16 protein-coding genes and 1 other RNA gene are annotated in these 16,994 nt (G+C 53.3%); 14 read left to right on the top strand and 3 right to left on the bottom strand.

The annotated features are described in order from the left end of the window. The first annotated feature begins 43 nt into the window (after nt 1–43). The 5 genes from NFS31_RS12185 to yaaA all read left to right on the top strand — a co-directional run bounded on the left by NFS31_RS12185 (nt 44) and on the right by yaaA (nt 3,141). A complete protein-coding gene (locus NFS31_RS12185; protein WP_251495374.1) occupies nt 44–850 on the top strand; it encodes a tetratricopeptide repeat protein in 807 nt (268 codons plus the stop codon). Nucleotides 851–852: 2 nt separating this feature from the next. Beyond that, nucleotides 853–1,005 (top strand): hypothetical protein, encoded by a 153-nt coding sequence (locus NFS31_RS12180; protein WP_251495371.1) that lies wholly within the window; start codon nt 853–855, stop codon nt 1,003–1,005. Nucleotides 1,006–1,142: 137 nt separating this feature from the next. Continuing rightward, nucleotides 1,143–1,607 (top strand): hypothetical protein, encoded by a 465-nt coding sequence (locus NFS31_RS12175; RefSeq protein WP_251495368.1) that lies wholly within the window; start codon nt 1,143–1,145, stop codon nt 1,605–1,607. Between the two features lie 118 nt (nt 1,608–1,725). Continuing rightward, nucleotides 1,726–2,107, top strand: an RNA gene (gene rnpB, locus NFS31_RS12170) — RNase P RNA component class A. 281 nt (nt 2,108–2,388) lie between these two features. Then, a complete protein-coding gene (gene yaaA / locus NFS31_RS12165) occupies nt 2,389–3,141 on the top strand; it encodes a peroxide stress protein YaaA (protein WP_251495365.1) in 753 nt (250 codons plus the stop codon). A gap of 393 nt (nt 3,142–3,534) precedes the next feature. Here yaaA and NFS31_RS12160 read toward each other — a convergent pair whose 3' ends face one another. Continuing rightward, complete coding sequence (locus NFS31_RS12160; protein WP_251495362.1) at nt 3,535–3,966, bottom strand: aspartate carbamoyltransferase regulatory subunit; 432 nt, start codon at nt 3,964–3,966, stop codon at nt 3,535–3,537. After that, nucleotides 3,960–4,883 carry an aspartate carbamoyltransferase gene (gene pyrB, locus NFS31_RS12155; RefSeq protein ID WP_251495359.1) on the bottom strand — a complete coding sequence of 308 codons (924 nt, stop codon included), beginning with the start codon at nt 4,881–4,883 and terminating at the stop codon, nt 3,960–3,962. The genes NFS31_RS12160 and pyrB overlap by 7 nt, the downstream gene beginning before the upstream one ends. Before the next feature lie 170 nt (nt 4,884–5,053). Here pyrB and NFS31_RS12150 point away from each other — a divergent pair, with 170 nt between their 5' ends. Further along, the gene (locus tag NFS31_RS12150) at nt 5,054–5,656 is read left to right on the top strand and encodes a type 1 glutamine amidotransferase family protein (RefSeq protein WP_251495356.1); all 603 of its coding nucleotides are present in this window, start codon (nt 5,054–5,056) and stop codon (nt 5,654–5,656) included. 344 nt (nt 5,657–6,000) lie between these two features. On the opposite strand, the gene NFS31_RS12145 is transcribed toward NFS31_RS12150, so the two are convergent. Further along, nucleotides 6,001–6,240, bottom strand: a complete 240-nt coding sequence (locus NFS31_RS12145; RefSeq protein ID WP_251495351.1) for a helix-turn-helix domain-containing protein — start codon at nt 6,238–6,240, stop codon at nt 6,001–6,003. Nucleotides 6,241–6,335: 95 nt separating this feature from the next. On the opposite strand from NFS31_RS12145, the gene NFS31_RS12140 reads away from it, so the two are divergent. From NFS31_RS12140 to NFS31_RS12105, 8 genes are all read left to right on the top strand, one after another. Further along, a complete protein-coding gene (locus NFS31_RS12140; protein WP_251495348.1) occupies nt 6,336–6,563 on the top strand; it encodes a hypothetical protein in 228 nt (75 codons plus the stop codon). A 168-nt stretch (nt 6,564–6,731) separates the two neighbouring features. Then, entirely contained in the window at nt 6,732–9,611 is a 2,880-nt protein-coding gene (locus NFS31_RS12135) for a leucine-rich repeat protein (protein ID WP_251495344.1), read from the top strand. A gap of 23 nt (nt 9,612–9,634) precedes the next feature. Further along, nucleotides 9,635–9,799, top strand: a complete 165-nt coding sequence (locus NFS31_RS12130; protein ID WP_251495341.1) for a hypothetical protein — start codon at nt 9,635–9,637, stop codon at nt 9,797–9,799. A gap of 134 nt (nt 9,800–9,933) precedes the next feature. Beyond that, nucleotides 9,934–12,540, top strand: a complete 2,607-nt coding sequence (gene alaS / locus NFS31_RS12125; RefSeq protein WP_251495425.1) for an alanine--tRNA ligase — start codon at nt 9,934–9,936, stop codon at nt 12,538–12,540. A 322-nt stretch (nt 12,541–12,862) separates the two neighbouring features. Continuing rightward, nucleotides 12,863–13,324 (top strand): bactofilin family protein, encoded by a 462-nt coding sequence (locus NFS31_RS12120; protein ID WP_251495337.1) that lies wholly within the window; start codon nt 12,863–12,865, stop codon nt 13,322–13,324. Next, a complete protein-coding gene (locus NFS31_RS12115) occupies nt 13,305–14,405 on the top strand; it encodes an NlpC/P60 family protein (protein WP_251495333.1) in 1,101 nt (366 codons plus the stop codon). Before NFS31_RS12120 ends, NFS31_RS12115 begins: the two co-directional genes overlap by 20 nt. Nucleotides 14,406–14,599: 194 nt before the next feature. Beyond that, nucleotides 14,600–14,776 (top strand): 30S ribosomal protein S21, encoded by a 177-nt coding sequence (rpsU, locus tag NFS31_RS12110; protein ID WP_003504099.1) that lies wholly within the window; start codon nt 14,600–14,602, stop codon nt 14,774–14,776. A gap of 219 nt (nt 14,777–14,995) precedes the next feature. Beyond that, entirely contained in the window at nt 14,996–16,930 is a 1,935-nt protein-coding gene (locus NFS31_RS12105) for a DUF6020 family protein (RefSeq protein ID WP_251495329.1), read from the top strand. Nucleotides 16,931–16,994 lie beyond the last annotated feature (64 nt).

Here is a 16,994-nt window from a genome sequence, read left to right as displayed (position 1 = left end):
AATGGGCTGAAATGGAAATTAAAAGGGGAAGCGGGGATAAAATATGAAGCATATGTTTCAAATGATTAAAGAAAAAAGAAAATTCTGCATTTGTCTTGTACTAATTCTGGGAGCTGCTTTTTTTATAATAGCATCATACCGAAATGTCAGAATACCAGTTGAGGAACGGATTGAAGAGATTTTGAATACATGGTATGTTCGTGGAAATGCATCCAGAACGATCGAAGAATTAGAAAGTTTATTAAGAAAAACGAAACGAAAGAAAGGTGATTATTCAAAAGATATTGTGACAGTAGAAATTAGCCTGGCAGCGGTTTATACACAGACCGGCCGATATAGTAAAGCTGAAGAACGCCTGGTTGAGGCAGAAAAGATCAGCAGAGAATCAAGGTTAGAGGAATCTCCAATTGAAGATTTATACAAGGCATATGGAGAGTATGAGGCGTCACAGAGTAATTATGAGGCATCGCTGAATTATTATAAGGAGGCTATTCAGTGGTGTAACAAGCTTCATGGAGATAACTCAACCCAGGGAGGCGCGGCATATCTAAGGATGTCATATATTTATTTGGAAATAGACGAGCTGGAGGATGCAGAGAGATGTGCAGAATTAGCAATGAAACCAAACTATTCGGATCACAGGCGTCTTTTTTATATTAATGCATTAATTACTTTAGGGGATATCCGGATGAAAGAGGGAAAATATGAGCTGGCGCTTTCCAAATATGAAGAAGCATATAAATGGTATAACACAATATTTGTAACGGACACAAAAGAGGGAGCTTTAATTATAGGATCAATTCAGGAACGTATTAAAGAGGCAAAACGAGTGATGGAGGAGGGCGGGTGAGTGTGATGGAAGCAATTAGCCTGGGGATGCTAAAAACAACAGGAGCTGTCGATCTGGACCAAATAGACAGCCTTACAGTTGATGAAAAAATGAACGAACAGACAGATGCTATTATGTACTCTCGGAATCTCGCTGCGCCTGATTTTGTGAGATGATTTTTTGTCAGATGTGCACAAATTTATGAGGCGTACGTGGAGCGTACGTTGATTAAATTTGGGTGCATCTGGCGGAAAATCAGCCGCAAAAGCAGGCGCAGAGTGAGGTTATAAACAATTTAATCGAAAAAAATGTGATGGAAATCATAGAAAAGGAGAGAAGCCGGTTTGCCTCCGGCCAGGAGTTTTATCTGAATCTTACCTACGAAATCAAATACATAAGCGATTCATTTATCAGCATCGCCTTTACAGGAAAGGGCGGGAGGCGCAGCCATCCAGAGGATCGTTTTTATACGCTGAATATCGATGTAAAGAAACGCACAACGGTCGGGCCGCGGGGTTTGACAGGGGACAGGAAGACAGAACAGATATTTCATTCCCTGAAAGCCGGCCAATTTGAAAGCATCCGCAGGTGGAAGTCCTGTATGCCGGATCCGTTTGTCCCGGACATCGGTTCCCACAGCCCGGACGGCCGGGAAGCGAATTTGGACAGGGCCGGCGTTCAGTTTTATGTCTGCGGGGATTCGTTCGTTGTTGTGGTGTTAAAGGAGGGTGGCTATTATGAGTATACGATAGAACTGGACAAAGCAATGCTGTACTGAATACGGTTCGTAACAGTTCAGGCTGTCTGAACTGTTACTGCGGTTCCCCTGCCGCGGAGCAGGGAAGGTCTGTTCGTGCTGGACAGAAGCAGAAAATTGTGATACACTAATACCACTCTGAGTAAGATAAATGGCCGCAGCTGCAGGCGCCGAAAGGCCGCAGGTGAGGAAAGTCCGGGCTTCACAGGGCAGGATGCCAGATAACGTCTGGTGGAGGCGACTCCAAGGACAGTGCAACAGAAATATACCGCCGCAGGCGGGCGCGTATGGCCAAAAGGCCGCCCGCGCCAGTCAGCGGTAAGGGTGGAAGGGCAGTGTAAGAGACTACCGCCCGGCTGGCAACAGCCGGGGCACATGTAAACCCCATCCGAAGCAAGGCCGAACAGGGGGCGCAAGGCGGCCCGTCTGCTCCCGGGTAGGCCGCTGGAGCCGGCCGGCGACGGCCGGCCTGGATAGATGGCCATTCACGACATAACCCGGCTTATCGTTTTGCTCAAGTGTACAGGAGGATGCGTTCTGCGCGTCTTCCTGTTTGCATTTGGGGATTTTGCAGGCATATGGATGGGAATGATGTACTCTTTGGGGATTTTGCAGGCATACGGATGGGAATGATGTACTCCCGGAATCTCTCTGCACCTGCCTTTGCGGCTGATTTTCCGCCAGATGCGCACAAATTTAATCCACGTACGCCTCATAAATTTGTGCGCATCTAAAATCATCTCACAAAATCAGGCGCAGCGAGATTCCGGAAGTACATAAGGCAGAACGGAGGAACGAGAGGATGAAAATCATCATTTCACCGGCAAAAAAGATGGCTGTGGATACAGACAGCCTGAAAGCAGAGGGAACCCCCTGCTTCCTGGATGAGGCGAAGCGGCTTCTGGCCAGGATCCGGGAGCTGGATCTTGCCCAGGCAAAGGCGCTGTGGAAGTGCAGCGATAAGCTGGCAAGGCTGAATTACGAACGGTTTGCGGCGATGGATTTGGAACGCGGCGCGACGCCGGCGGTGCTATCGTATGAGGGCCTGCAGTACCAGCATCTGTCCCCGCGCGTGATGACAGCAGAGAGCCTGCGCTACATAGAAGAGCATGTGTGGATCCTGTCAGGCTTGTACGGGGCGCTTAAGCCATTCGACGGCGTGACGCCATACCGCCTGGAGATGGGGGCCGGCCTTAAGGTGGATGGAAGCCGGAATCTGTACGCATTCTGGGGCGATAAGATATACCGCGCGGTGATGGCCGGCGGGGATACGGCAGTGAACCTGGCCTCAAAAGAATATTCGCAGGCGGTGGAGGCGTACGTAAAGCCGGGCGACCGCCTGATTACCGTGGAATTTGCGGAAATCATACAGTGTGCGGACGGCCCCAAAACGCGGCAAAAGGGAACGCTGGCAAAGATGGCCAGAGGGGAGATGGTACGCTTTATGGCTGAAAACGGGATAACGGATCCGGAGGGAATGAAAGCGTTCTCTCAGTTGGGGTTCCGGTATGAAAAAGGGCTGTCGGATGAAGGTAAAATGGTATTTGTGAGGTAAGGAACTGTCTCGAAATATAGTAAACGACAACATAATTTGTCGTTTACTACGGGGGATGCGCACGATTTTGCAAAGGTAGATGCTGCGTTTCACGCAGCGCAAAATCGGCGCAGTGAACGCCAAAAACAAAAAATTTTTGTCGTTCACTATAACTTCCCATATTCCTTGTCTTTTTCTCCGACAGCGCTGCTCAAAAATCAGTTACATAGCCCGCTATGCGCCTGATTTTTGAGCAGCGCTCCCGAAGAAAAATCCTGCGGACTAGTGGGAAGTTATTTCGAGACAGTTCCTAATGGCCGGGAAGATAAAGCCGCCAGCGGCCGGTTCTGTATCCATGAGGAACCGGCCGCTGGCGGCTTTGTTACAACAACACGATCCAGAACGCCGCCCCTCCTATTTATGCGAAGAATGCTTCTCATCGCAATACTGACAGCGGTAAATCTCCTTTTTCGGATCCGCCAGATAGAAAATATGCGGCAGCTCCTGTTCAATGGAAGTGATGCAGCGGGGATTTTTGCAGGAGATGACATTGGTGATGATCTTCGGCAGCTTCACCCGCTTTTTCTCCACGATCTCCCCGTCCTTTATGATATTGATGGTGATCTTGTGATCAATATAGCCCAGCACGTCTAAGTTGACCAGGTTCAAGCCGCCGTCGATTTTGATAATGTCCTTTTTTCCCATCTTACGGCTTTTGGCATTTTTGATGATGGCAATCTGGCAGTCCAGCCGATCCAGTCCCAGTTTAAAATAGATGTCCATGCTTTTTCCGGCCTGGATGTGATCCAGGACGATGCCTTCTGTTAATCCGCTGATATTTAACATGGCTGTTCCACCTCCAATAATGTCATGATCAGGGCCATTCTCACGTACACGCCGTACTGGACCTGTCTGAAATAAGCGGCGCGCGGGTCCTGATCCACCTCCACGGAGATCTCATTGACCCTCGGGAGCGGGTGCAGGACATACATGTCCTCCCTGGCCAGCTTCATCTTCTGTTTGTCAAGAATATAACAATCCTTCATGCGGATATAATCCTCTTCGTTGAAGAAGCGCTCCCTCTGGACGCGGGTCATGTAGAGGATGTCCAGCTCCGGGATGGCGTCGTCTAAGTTTTCCACCTCGCGGTATGCGATCAGCCTGGCAGCCAGCACATCGTCCTTGATGTAGCTCGGCACGCGCAGCTCCGGCGGGGAAATGAGCACAAAGCGGATCCCGGTATAGCGGGACAGGGCGTGGATCAGGGAGTGGACGGTACGGCCGAATTTCAGATCGCCGCACAGCCCGACAGTCAGATGATCCAGACGGCCCTTTAGCGCGCGGATGGTCATGAGGTCCGTCAGCGTCTGCGTGGGATGCTGGTGCCCGCCGTCGCCGGCGTTGATGACAGGGATCGAGGATTTGGTGGAAGCCACCAGAGGAGCGCCCTCTTTGGGATGGCGCATGGCGCAGATATCTGCGAAGCAGGAAACAACACGAATCGTATCAGAGACGCTCTCGCCCTTCGCGGCGGAGCTTGAATCAGCGTCTGCAAAGCCCAGCACGCTGCCGCCTAAGTTCAGCATCGCGGCTTCAAAGCTTAAGCGCGTCCGGGTGCTTGGTTCATAAAACAGGGTGGCAAGCTTTTTGCCGTCGCATACATGGGCGTATTTCTGAGGATTCGCCTCAATGTCAGAGGCCAGATCCAGAAGGCGGTCGATCTCATCCACAGAGAAGTCCATCGGATTAAGCAAATGTTTCATGTGGTTCTCCTTTGATTTTTGAGATTATTATATAGCATTTTTCGGGAGAATGCCACAGTTTTTTTATGCGGCTGTGGATAATAGCGACACATAAGCTGTCACATTTTATGTTGTATAATCGTCAAAAAAGATAAGCAGCCGTAAGCGGCTGCGGGAAAGGCGGTTATACTATGGATATGAAAATGAAAATGGAACACGTGAAAAAGGAAGTCCTGGTCTTTGTTTTTGACGGCTATGCGGACTGGGAGCCTGCCTGGGCCTGCGCGGAGCTGAACGCGCCGGATACGGGATATACAGTGCGCACAATCGGCCTGGATAAGTCCGCAAAGGTTTCAATGGGAGGCTTTCGCGTGCTGCCTGACTACTCGGTAAAAGATTATCCGCGGGAGTTTCGCCTGCTGATTCTGCCGGGAGGGAATGCCTGGACGGAGCAGAAAAACGACGCGGTTTTACCGGTGGTTGACGATGCGGTCCGGCGCGGGATGCCGGTGGCCGCGATTTGCAATGCCGTCAATTTTATGGCGGAACATGGATTTCTGGATGAAATCCGGCATTCCGGCAACAGCCTTGCGTTCCTGAAATCCCAGGCGCCGCATTACAGGGGAGAGGCGCATTTTATAGAAGAGCAGGCTGTCTGCGATGCGAATATCGTTACCGCAAACGGCACAGGCGCGCTGGAATTTGCAAAGCAGATCCTGCTGCTGCTGCACACGAAGCCGGAGCAGGAAATTCTTAAGTGGTACGAACTGAACCGGCTGGGATTTTATCGGTAATATCCGCGGTATCCGGATCGGTTATGTCAAAGTAAGGGGCGGATTCTCTTGATGTTTTGCGGAGCCGCTTAATGTTTCAGGGAATGCAGCCACAAAAGCAGTGAGTCAGAACAGGCTTGCTGCTTTTTTTATGCGCAGGCCCGCAAGAGTTTGCTGGCCGGGCAGCATGCGGGACGCGCGGCGGGCAGGGAGAAAATCCTCCCTGCCCGATGGTTCTTCATGTCAGACGGCTTGTGCGCTGGAGTTTTGCCCGGTCAGGCATCCTGTCTCTGGCCGGGCATGGGAAAACCGATAGAAAGATTAAAATCTGTTACAACTGTTACAAAATGCGGCGTTCAGCCGTTTTAATTATACAGGGCATTCGTTGGCGGGCCGGAACATCCTATGTCCGGTTTATATTCAAATATGTCCTCCACCCTGCAGTTCAGAATACTGCACAGAGTTTCTATCGTATGTGTGGAGACGTACATATTCTTTTTCAGGCGTCCAATCTGCCCGGCGCTGAAGCCGTAGTATTTGATAAGACGATATTGGGTGATTTCTTTCTTTTGCATGGTTTCCCACAATTTATCATATGTAATCAAGGCGTCGCACCTCCAATATCATTAAATACTGAAAGGCTTTAGTTGCATATTATCCATAATTGGCTTATATTTGAATAAGAGAGGAGATGAGCGTAATGAAGAGATGGCTGCTTGCTGTATTCTATCTTAGTTGTTTTGTTATATTGTCTGCGGTGATATATCATCTTGCAGTTGCAATTCCTCCCAGGCCATGGGAATTGGAATATAACAGATACCGGCTGGGGGCGGCGATCGTCGCGGTGGTGATCGCGGCTCTGGCGATAGGGGGCGCGGTTGTTGTGGAGATGGTTTTAAAGGATCAGGATCGCGATAGCGAGGAATAGGGGAGTGGGATATGGAAGGCGGGCGGATAGTCAGGGACGTCGTAACTGTCCGGGCAACCTGAACTGCTGCGACGTTTTTCCGGATTTGCAGAATTTTTCGGGTTTTGAGTTGACAATGTTTTCCAGTACACAGTATAATTGAGAAAAATCAAAGAAAGGGTAGGAAATATGAGAAAGCAAAAAATGGCCGGTTTTTTGACCGCTGCTCTGATTACCAGTAATGTTTTTTCTGGAGCAGGGCTGACGCCGGCTGCTAACGCGTATGCTGCACAGGATGGCGGCGGCGCTGTTACTCTGGCCGAAGCGGACGCAAAAGCCTATGATGCGGATCAGTCCGGAGCCGATGACGCCAAGGAAGACGCGGATCAGTCCGGAGCCGATGACGCCAAGGAAGATGCGGATCAGTCCGGAGCCGATGACGCGAAGGAGGATGCGGATCAGTCCGCGGCCGATGACGCCGGGGAAGACGCGGATCAGTCCGGGGCCGATGACGCCAAGGGGGATGCGGATCAGGCGGATGCCGGCGATGCAGAAAACGATGATGATACCGGTTCTGAGGATGAGGAGACATCAGACAGGGAGGAGGGGGAGGAAAATAAGCCTGATTCCAGCGGGGAGGACGTCCCGGAAGACGGCGAGGGGGACATGGCAGGCGATCCGGCGGATAAGGAAGAAACAGGGGATTCTGTAGATGAGGAGACTCAGATGCCGGAGGAGAATGAGGAGGACGCAGGAGAGCCGTCTGAATCGGAGACAGAGGATGCGGATGAAAAGAAACCGGATTCTGACGAAGAGACTTCTGAAAAGGAGCCGGACGCTTCAAATGTTCAGAAGCCAGTAGTTGAGGAGGATGACCTTGAGGAGGAGGTAGACGTTCTCGAAGAGGAAATTCCCGAGGATGAAAAGTCCGAGGATTTAGTCCGGGTCTGGTCCGACGAAAAGGATCCGGTATTGATGGAAGCCGAAGAAGAGGATGATTTATCAAGCCAGTTTTTTGGGATGGAGAGGGCGTCTGAGATTTGCCCGACGTATGATGAAGCTTATGACGCGATGATTGCCATGAAAGATGAGCTTTATGAGGGGATGCCCTGGACGAATTTTCAGCCTTATGGGAACGAGGGAGAATGGGGAAAATACTATCGTTTCCAGGGCGGCCCGGTAAAAGGGGCGAGTCTTGGCGTCGGCTGCGCGGCATTTGTCTTTATACTGAGCGATGAGGCGTTCGGCGATCTTCCGGCAAGGACGATTGACAGAGGCGGATTCAAGTATGAAGACGTGAAGGTCGGAGACATTCTGCGTGTGAATAACAGCCACTTTGTGATCGTACTCAGAGTAGGTTCCGGCGGAGTGACAGTGGCCGAGGGGAATTACAATAAGAGCGTGCATTGGGGACGGGTGATGAGCAAATCAGAAGTTCTGAATGCGAATTTTATTGTGACCCGCTACCCGGCAGGATATTCGGAAGAACAGGACGCGGATGAGGTATTCCAGAGCGGAACCGAAGGCAGTTTAAGCTGGGCGCTGACGAATGGAGGAACACTGACGATCACCGGGAACGGCGCGATGCGGGATTATTCCGCGGGCAATCGTCCGGGCTGGGAGAATTATGCTGACAAGATCAGTCAGGTAATCATTGAGGATGGCGTGGAAAGTATAGGCAGCTATGCTTTTTATAAAAGTCAGGTAATGAGCGTGCAGATTCCGGAGACAGTTACGGCTATAGGAACGGCGGCATTTGAAGAATCGCAGTTGACGGAGATAACGGTTCCCGGAAGTGTAAAAGTAATTGGGGACAGAGCGCTTTATAATTGCCAGGGCCTGAAGTCGGCAACCTTCTATGAGGGCGTGCAGAGTATTGGTGTGGATGCGTTCCGAAAATGCGGAATTGCTTATCTGGATTTTCCGGCGAGTGTCACTTCTGTGGGCGCGGGTGCGTTCATGGAGTGCGATAGTTTAGTGCAGGTGCGGTTTGCACCGGGCGATCAGACAGTTTCGTTGGGAGATAATCTGTTTTCCAAGTGTACGTGGCTGTCAGATGTAACGTTGCCGCTGAAGGCGGATAAGATAAGCTCAGGTATGTTTACCCAATGTTATATGGCATTAACTTATCTGTACATTCCTAAAGGAGTAGAGATTGATGGAATGGGCGATAGCGGTTCGCCGTTTGCAGGATGCAGCAGGCTGCAGACGATAGACTTTGGCGGAACGGAGCAGGAATGGAATACGAACGGCGGCAAGTCGGCATTGACGTATGCTGGTCTGACAAACAAGGTGACGGTGAATTACAATGTAGCTTTTGATGATCCGTTTGCAGAGATTCCGGGCGATCCGGGAGAGTTTGTGACCTGTGAGCATGTGGATAAGGACGGCGGCGGACGCTGTGATATATGTGACGCACCGCTGTCGACAGATCCAAGCGAACCGGTTGATCCGGATGAACCTGGGAACGACCAAGACGAACCGGATAATCCAGATAATCCAAGTAATCCAGATAAGCCAGGCAATAACGGAAACGGTTCGATCATCATTGGAGGCGGCAGCCATGGCGGATCGGGCGGCAGCCACGGCGGCTCCAGCTCCAGCTCCGGTTCAGGCAAATCCAAAGGCTCTTCATCGACAGGCGCAGGACCCGGAAGCAGTTCAGGAAGCCTTCCGTCCAATGTGGCGAGGGGAAACTGGACGGCAGACGCCAACGGAAACTGGAAGTTTACGGATGAAAACGGCGAGCCTTATGTCAACCGCTGGGGAGCTGTGGAAAACCCGTATGCGAACGCGCAGGAGGGCGATCAGAACTACGGCTGGTTCCGCTTTGACGAGAACGGGGATATGATCACCGGCTGGTTCACGGATCCGGAGGATGGCAATACGTACTATATGAATCCGGAAGCAGACGGGACTCAGGGCATGATGATGACAGGCTGGGTGACGATTGGCGGAAAGGAATACTATTTCAATCCGGAATCAGACGGGACCCAGGGAAGAATGTACCGGAATGAAACCACGCCGGACGGACACCGCGTCGATGAAAACGGAGCGAAGATCCAGTAGGCAAGTAGAGATCGGAATCATAAATGAAAAAGCAGCCTGCCAATGGGACGGAATCCACTGGCAGGCTGTTTGCCGTTTCATTCGATGCTGGTTTAAAAGCAGAAAAAACAGTTCAGAGGTGGTCCGGCCTGTTACGAAAAGAAAAACAAAACCCTCCTTTTTTCCTTGATAAAACTTTTTTCCTGTGATAGGATAGATTGGATAAAAAAAGAGAAATGTGCTCCGGGAATCTCACCGCCCCTGATTTTATGAGACGCCGGGAGTACATAAGCTGATAGGAGGAAGCAACGTGGAAAAATACGGTGTGAACGAGCTCAGAAAGATGTTTCTGGACTTTTTTGAGAGCAAGGGACATCTGGCGATGAAGAGTTTTTCCCTGGTTCCGCACAATGATAACAGCCTTTTGCTGATCAATTCCGGTATGGCGCCGCTCAAGCCCTATTTTACCGGTCAGGAGATCCCGCCGAGGACTCGTGTGTGTACCTGCCAGAAGTGTATCCGTACAGGCGATATCGAAAATATAGGTAAAACAGCCCGCCATGGCACCTTTTTTGAGATGCTGGGAAATTTTTCCTTTGGCGATTATTTTAAGACAGAGGCCATTCACTGGTCATGGGAGTTTTTGACAGAGGTCGTGGGCCTTTCAGCGGATCGCTTGTATCCGTCGGTCTTTGAGGACGACGACGAGGCGTTCCGGATCTGGCATGAGGAGATCGGGATCCCGGCGGAGCGGATCTTCCATTTCGGCCGGGAGGACAATTTCTGGGAGCACGGCGCAGGCCCCTGCGGCCCCTGCTCGGAGATCTACTATGACCGCGGGGAGAAGTACGGCTGCGGGAAAGAGGGCTGCACGGTGGGCTGCGACTGCGACCGCTATATTGAGGTATGGAACAATGTATTTACCCAGTTCAATAACGACGGCCACGGCCATTACACCGAGCTGGAGCACAAAAACATCGACACAGGCATGGGGCTGGAGCGCCTGGCCGTGGTGGTGCAGGACGTGGATTCGCTCTTTACCGTGGACACGAACAAGGCCCTTTTAGACCGCGTCTGCGAGCTGGCGCACACGCAGTACCAAAAAGGTCACGAGACGGATGTCTCCCTGCGCATCGTGGCGGATCACATCAAGTCCTGCACCTTTATGATCTCCGACGGGATCATGCCGTCCAATGAGGGACGCGGCTATGTGCTGCGCCGTCTGCTGCGCCGCGCGGCCCGTCACGGCAAGAAGCTGGGCATCGGGGGAGAATTCCTGGCAGAGCTTTCCAGGACGGTGATCGCCCTTTCAAAGGACGGCTATCCGGAGCTGGAGGAAAAGAGCGCCATGATTTTCAAGGTTCTCTCCCAGGAAGAAGACAAGTTTAATAAAACCATCGATCAGGGCCTTTCCATCTTAAGCGAGATGGAGGAGGAGATGGCCGCAAAGGGCGAAAAGACCCTGTCCGGCGAGAATGCCTTTAAGCTCTACGACACGTACGGCTTCCCCGTGGATCTGACAAGGGAAATCCTGGAGGAAAAGGGCCTTCTCATCGACGAGGAGGGCTTTGCCGCTTCGATGAAAAAGCAGAAGGAGCAGGCCCGCGCCGCCAGAAAGACGACGAATTACATGGGCGCGGATGTGACGGTGTACCAGTCCATCGATCCGTCCGTTACCACGGAATTCATCGGCTACGACTGTCTGGAGGCGGATTCGCAGATTACGGTCCTCACCACAGAGAACGAGCTGTCAGAGGCCCTGACCGACGGCCAGACAGGCACAATCCTTGTGAGAGAGACGCCGTTTTACGCAACCATGGGCGGCCAGCAGGCTGATATCGGGGTGATTGCCGCCGGGGACGCGGAGTTTATTGTAAAAGACACAGTCAAGCTCCAGGGCGGCAAAGTGGGCCATGTGGGCTGTGTCTCAAAGGGGATGTTTAAAGTCGGGGACACGGTAAGCCTTCGGGTAGACCGTGAAAACCGCGCCTTGACGGCCAAAAACCATTCGGCGACCCATCTGCTTCACAAGGCGCTGCGGACCGTCCTCGGAAGCCATGTCGAGCAGGCCGGTTCCCTGGTGGAGAGCGGCCGGCTGCGCTTTGACTTTACGCACTTTGCAGCCATGACGCGCGAGGAGCTTGACCGGGTGGAAGCGCTCGTCAATCAGGCGATCGCAGACTCCCTTCCGGTCGTGACCGAGGTCATGTCCTTAGACGAGGCCAGAAAAACCGGGGCCATGGCTCTGTTCGGCGAAAAGTACGGCGAGAAGGTGCGGGTCGTAAAAATGGGCGATTTCTCCACCGAGCTGTGCGGCGGGACCCATGTGGAAAACACAGGGAGCATTTCCGCCTTCAAAATCCTCTCCGAGGCCGGCATCGCGGCCGGCGTCCGCCGGATCGAAGCCCTGACCTCCTCGGGCCTGATGGAACACTATAAAGAGGTGGAAAAAGAGCTCGCCAGGGCTGCGGGCCTGGTGAAAGCAGCCCCCGCGGACTTAAGCGCAAAGATTTCCTCCATGCTGGAGGAGTTAAAAGCCCTCCATTCCGAGAACGAAAAGCTGAAAAGCCGCCTGGCGGGCGATTCCCTGGGCGATGTGATGAACCAGGCGCAGGAGATCGGCGGCCTGAAATTCCTGGCCGTATCCGTCAAGGATGTGGACATGAACGGCCTCAGGAACTTAGGCGACAAGCTCAAGGAAAAGCTGGGAGAGGGCGTGGTTTTAATCGCCTCCGTCCAGGACGGCAGGGTGAGCCTGATGGCTTCCGCTACGGACGGCGCGCAGAAGAAGGGCGCGCATGCCGGCAACTTAATCAAAGCCATCGCAGGCTGCGTGGGCGGCGGCGGCGGCGGACGCCCGGGCATGGCCCAGGCCGGCGGTAAGAATCCGGCGGGAGTGGACGAGGCGCTTAAGAAGGCGGCGGATGTGGTGGCGGAGCAGGTGAAGTAGCGCTGCGAAGGGGCCGTGAATGGGCCGCGGGGTATGTTTAATGATTTCCCGGCGGCTTTTTCATGACTTTTGCGGCCCGCGTCTGCTGATAAACATATATTTCTTTAAAACATGTATCGCAATAAAAAATGATCCATCCCTGCAAAAGCACAAAGTACATATTGAATTTTCACGCAAAAGTTGTTATACTGTAATAAAACAGTAACATAAACAAAGAGTTTGTAATACATATGTAAAACTTAAACGGGGCATCATGAAGGACTATGGTTACTGTTTCCAGCAGTCACAACAAAATTTAAAAAAGAGGAGTGAAGCTTTCATTATGTTTAAGGGAAAGAAGGAGGAGCAGCCGGTTATCCGGGTTTCCAAGACGGAAACGATTGGCACTCTGATCGGGCAGGGCACGGTGTTTAAGGGGACCCTGACCACGAAGGAAACGGTGCGGATCGATGGGCTGATCAAGGGCGAGATCCACTCGGAGGAGCATCTGATCATCGGTGAGACAGGCCGTATCGAGGGGAATATCACCTCACAGAGCGTCTTAAATGCCGGATATATCCACGGAAACGTGACGATCGACGAGCGCCTGGAGATCACGAGCACAGGCGTGATTATCGGCGATATCGTGACGAATGCCCTGATTGTGGAAGAGGGCGCATCCTTTAAGGGCAATTGCCAGATGCAGTCCATGATAAGCAAGAAGGATGAGACAGCGGCGGAAGAAGCGGCCGGCAAAGACAAGGATGTGGAAGAGATGAGCGCAGATGTGGAAAAGGAAAAATAAAAAGGCATTAAAAAAGGAGCTGTTTCTAAATTATACGATTATGCTCCTGCCGCACTCCCAGGATAAGCCGGTTCATTTCAAGATACCGGTATGGGTGTTTCTGGCAGCCTTTCTGTCGCTGTTCTCGCTGTGCGGCATGACCCTGTTTTTCTCCTATTCCTCCTATCGCCTGAAGGGGGTAGCGGAGCAGAAAAAGATTCTGGAGCAGGAGCTGTCGGGCCTTACGGCGGAGAAGAGCCGTCTGGCAGAGGAGAAGGAAAATTTAGTAAACAGTAATTTAAAAATTGCACAGGAGAACGCCGCCCTGGAACAGAAGCAGGACGAGCAGGAGCACGAGCTGGAAAAGCTGCAGGAGCTCTCGGCGCAGACGCTTAAGGAGCTGGAGGAGCTTTACCAGAGAGAACAGGATATCCGCGACGAGCTTGGCCTGGAGGCCGTCGAGCCGCATGAGACGGAGGACGGGCCGGAAGAGACGCAGGAGAGCGAAGAGCAGGAGGATCCGTCTGTATCTCCCCCGACGGAAGGCGTGTCGCCCTCCGGTCAGACGGGCATCGTGCCGGCCGCTGTGCAGCTTCCTTTTTTTGATGCGCCTGTCGTCACAGCCCAGGGGGTTGAGGAGCGGTTCCTTCTTCTGAAAAACGGGATCGAGCGCCAGGAGAACAGCTATGATTCCATGAAGACGGAGATTGACGAGAAGGCGGCCGAGAAGCGGAATGAAAAGCTGAGGCAGCAGATCGTCAGCTACGCGCTCCAGTTTGTGGGGAACCGTTACGTGTACGGCGGCTCGGATCCCCATACCGGCGTGGACTGCTCGGGCTTCAGCCGTTATGTGCTGAGCCATGTGGCGGGCGTATATTTAAACCGGACGGCCAGCGAGCAGTCCCGGCAGGGACGGTCCGTCAGCATTGACGCGGCGCGGCCGGGGGATCTGATTTTCTATGGGGCGGGCGACCGCGTGAACCATGTGGCGATCTACATCGGCGACGGCAAGGTGGTCCACGCGTCGAACGAGCGGACGGGGATCATTGTTTCCACGTGGAATTACCGGGATCCGGTGGCGATAAAGAATATGATGAATTAGCCGGAGGATACGCGTATTCCGGATCATTTCAGCCGTAAGCGCCGGCGCCGGATAATAAAATGGCGAAATATTGAAAATTTTTGTTGACGTATGAATTTTTTGTGATATAATGCTAATAGTGCTAAATAAATACCCAAACAGTTGTATTATAGTATGCACTTATTACACAACTGGAGGGAGGTTAGGTGTGAGCTATGTCAAATGTGATCGTTAAAGATAACGAAAGTTTGGACAGCGCTTTACGCAGATTCAAAAGAAACTGTGCAAAGGCTGGCATTCAGCAGGAGATTCGGAAAAGAGAGCATTACGAGAAGCCGAGCGTTCGTCGTAAGAAAAAATCCGAAGCTGCTAGAAAACGCAAATATAACTAATTTCAATGTAACGGTACAGGCATCGGAACAGTTATGATCAAATCAAACAAAATCCCTGGTTAGAGGAAAAACCGGGGATTTTTTGATGCACAGACCCGTGCGGCGAAAAATATGCCGCTCGGGCCGCGCGGCGGCCAGGGAAACGTTTCCCCCTGCGCGGTTATTCAGTAACGGGGTACGAAGCCGGGAATGGCTGGGGATGGGAAAGAGATGGAACATATGGGAAAGAATGTCAAATACAGGGGCGGAATTTCCGGCCTGCGGCAGCTTTGTTTTCTGGCTCTGGCCGCGGCGCTCTTTGCAGTGGCGGACAGCGGGCGTTTTCTGGCGGTTCCGGTGTTCGGGGCGTTTTTCTCCCTGCGGACCGCGGGGCTTGTGCTTTGGACCGCGTTTTGCCTGCGGCTGGCGCTTGCGCCGTTTGAGGCCAGAAGAGCCATATGCGGGGCGGCGTGCGGGCTTTTAATGGGGATTATGACGCTTCTGGGGCTTGGGTACAGCCTGAATCTCCCTCTGCTTGTCACTCCCTGGCGGTATGCGGCGGCGCTTTTGGCTGTGAGCGCGATATACGCGGCGTCAGCGGGCGCGTTTTTGCGCCTGACGGCCAGGGACCGGGCGTCGGGCAGAGCAGGGTTCAGGGGACGGCCGGGAAGCAGGCGGCCGTGGGAAGCGGGAAGCGGGGCAAAACGCCCGGGACGCTCCGGCGCGTCCGGCTCCGGCCTGCGGCTGTGGCTTTTTTTGACGTTTCTGACGGGCTGTGTCTATGTTCCGGTATTTCTGGCCGTTTATCCGGGCGTGTATTCATACGACGCGTCGGTTCAGGTGCTCCAGTGCTTTGGCAGCCTGCCTCTCAGCACGCACCACTCGCTGCTGCACACATGGTTTCTGTGCGGGTGCTTAAAGGCGGGGCTGGTTCTGTTTGACAGCGCGCAGGCGGGCCTGGCCCTGCATTCGGTTGTGCAGTCGGCTTTTATGGGCGGCGTTTTTTCGGCCGTGCTGTGCCGGATGAGGCGGCGCGGCGCGCCATGGCCGTTTCTTTTGCTGTCCTGGGTGTTTCTGGCCGTGAACCCGTATCTGGCCGTGTTTTCGTTTGTCACGACCAAGGATGTGCTGTTCGGGGCGTTTTTTCTCCTGACGTTTGACATGGCCTATGACATGACGGCCTGTCCGGAGGGATTCTTTGCGGATCGCAGGAGGACGGCCCTGATGTGGGTATGCGTGCTTTTTATGTGCCTTTTCAGGAACCAGGGGATCTATGTGGCGCTGTTTTTTTTCTGCCTGACCGGCCTTTACTGGGGCTTTCAGGGGCGCGGCCGGAAGAAAGGAGAGGCGGCGTCCCCGGCAGTAAAGGGGCGGGAGGTGAAGCGGCTGGCTGTTTTTACGCTCACGGCGGCCGCGGCCTGGTATGTGCTGTCCGGCCCGGTTCCGGCCCTGCTGGGGGCGGAAAAAGGGGATATGAGGGAAATGCTTTCGGTTCCCATGCAGCAGCTTGCCCGCGTCTATCATGAAGCGCCGGATAAGCTTCGCGGGGAGGAGCGCGCTTACCTGGAAAAACTGATCGATGTGAATGCGCTGAATTCTTATGTGCGGGTCAATGCGGATCCGGTGAAAAGCGGGTTTAGGACCGAGGTTCTTAAGGAGGATCCGGGCCGTTTCCTGAGGGTCTGGGCTTCGGTCGGGCTTCGGGCGCCCCGCGTTTACCTGGACTCCTTTTTTATGGGAAACTGGGGGTACTGGTACCCGGGCGCGAGCCAATACTGGATTTTGTATATCCTGTTTGACGGGGCGTTTATGGAGCCGGATGCGAATATACTGGGCATCAGGCGGGACAGCCGGCTGCCGGGCCTGGAAGAACTGCTCCGCCGGGGGACGCTGACGCCGGCGTTTGAGTCCGTCCCGGTTCTCCGCTTTCTCTTGAACCAGGCATTTCCGTTCTGGCTGGCGCTCCTTTCTCTGACAGCGGCCGTTTACCGGAGGCGGCAGCAGGAGGCGCTGCCCCTGCTGCTCGTGATCGGCTACTGGGGGACGCTGCTGCTCGGCCCTGTGACGAACCTGCGCTATGCGCTGCCGCTGATATACTGTGTGCCGTCGATGGCTGAAAGGGCGATCGGCCTGCAGGCGGAGCCGGGGGATGCTTTCCCTTCCGATCGCGGATGAACCGCTGCCCAGGCCGGGAAAACTGCTGCGAATAATCGGACAAAAGAACCCATATAGTTTTAAT

The organism is Otoolea muris (assembly GCF_943193115.1).
GTDB classification, from domain to species: Bacteria; Bacillota; Clostridia; order Lachnospirales; family Lachnospiraceae; genus Otoolea; species Otoolea muris.
The sequence above is the reverse complement of the archived record's forward strand: the minus strand, read 5'-3'. Positions and strand labels throughout refer to the sequence as shown.

Excerpts from the sequence above, each read along its gene's own strand:
- NFS31_RS12185 (WP_251495374.1), top strand. The coding sequence starts at position 44 with ATGAAGCATATGTTTCAAATGATTAAAGAAAAAAGAAAATTCTGCATT.
- NFS31_RS12175 (WP_251495368.1), top strand. The coding sequence starts at position 1,143 with ATGGAAATCATAGAAAAGGAGAGAAGCCGGTTTGCCTCCGGCCAGGAG.
- yaaA (WP_251495365.1), top strand. The coding sequence starts at position 2,389 with ATGAAAATCATCATTTCACCGGCAAAAAAGATGGCTGTGGATACAGAC.
- NFS31_RS12160 (WP_251495362.1), bottom strand. The coding sequence starts at position 3,966 with ATGTTAAATATCAGCGGATTAACAGAAGGCATCGTCCTGGATCACATC.
- pyrB (WP_251495359.1), bottom strand. The coding sequence starts at position 4,883 with ATGAAACATTTGCTTAATCCGATGGACTTCTCTGTGGATGAGATCGAC.
- NFS31_RS12150 (WP_251495356.1), top strand. The coding sequence starts at position 5,054 with ATGGATATGAAAATGAAAATGGAACACGTGAAAAAGGAAGTCCTGGTC.
- NFS31_RS12140 (WP_251495348.1), top strand. The coding sequence starts at position 6,336 with ATGAAGAGATGGCTGCTTGCTGTATTCTATCTTAGTTGTTTTGTTATA.
- NFS31_RS12135 (WP_251495344.1), top strand. The coding sequence starts at position 6,732 with ATGAGAAAGCAAAAAATGGCCGGTTTTTTGACCGCTGCTCTGATTACC.
- NFS31_RS12130 (WP_251495341.1), top strand. The coding sequence starts at position 9,635 with ATGAAAAAGCAGCCTGCCAATGGGACGGAATCCACTGGCAGGCTGTTT.
- alaS (WP_251495425.1), top strand. The coding sequence starts at position 9,934 with ATGTTTCTGGACTTTTTTGAGAGCAAGGGACATCTGGCGATGAAGAGT.
- NFS31_RS12120 (WP_251495337.1), top strand. The coding sequence starts at position 12,863 with ATGTTTAAGGGAAAGAAGGAGGAGCAGCCGGTTATCCGGGTTTCCAAG.
- NFS31_RS12115 (WP_251495333.1), top strand. The coding sequence starts at position 13,305 with ATGTGGAAAAGGAAAAATAAAAAGGCATTAAAAAAGGAGCTGTTTCTA.
- rpsU (WP_003504099.1), top strand. The coding sequence starts at position 14,600 with ATGTCAAATGTGATCGTTAAAGATAACGAAAGTTTGGACAGCGCTTTA.
- NFS31_RS12105 (WP_251495329.1), top strand. The coding sequence starts at position 14,996 with ATGGGAAAGAATGTCAAATACAGGGGCGGAATTTCCGGCCTGCGGCAG.